General features: G+C 51.7%; 1 rRNA gene. It reads right to left on the reverse strand.

The features are described from left to right. Window positions 1–203 (reverse strand): 23S ribosomal RNA (locus WFJ73_RS33525); the annotation flags it as partial.

Below are 203 nucleotides of genomic sequence, written 5' to 3' on the forward strand. Positions count from 1 at the left end.
TTTGGGCTAATCCGCGTTCGCTCGCCGCTACTGACGGAATCACTTTTGTTTTCTCTTCCTCAGGGTACTTAGATGTTTCAGTTCCCCTGGTGTGCCTCTTGTTAACCTATGTATTCAGTTAACAGTGACTGTCCATTACGACAGCCGGGTTTCCCCATTCGGACATCCCCGGATCAATGCGTGCTTACCGCTCCCCGAGGCAG

Source organism: Paenibacillus sp. MMO-58 (assembly GCF_037146255.1).
Taxonomy (GTDB): Bacteria; Bacillota; Bacilli; order Paenibacillales; family Paenibacillaceae; genus Pristimantibacillus.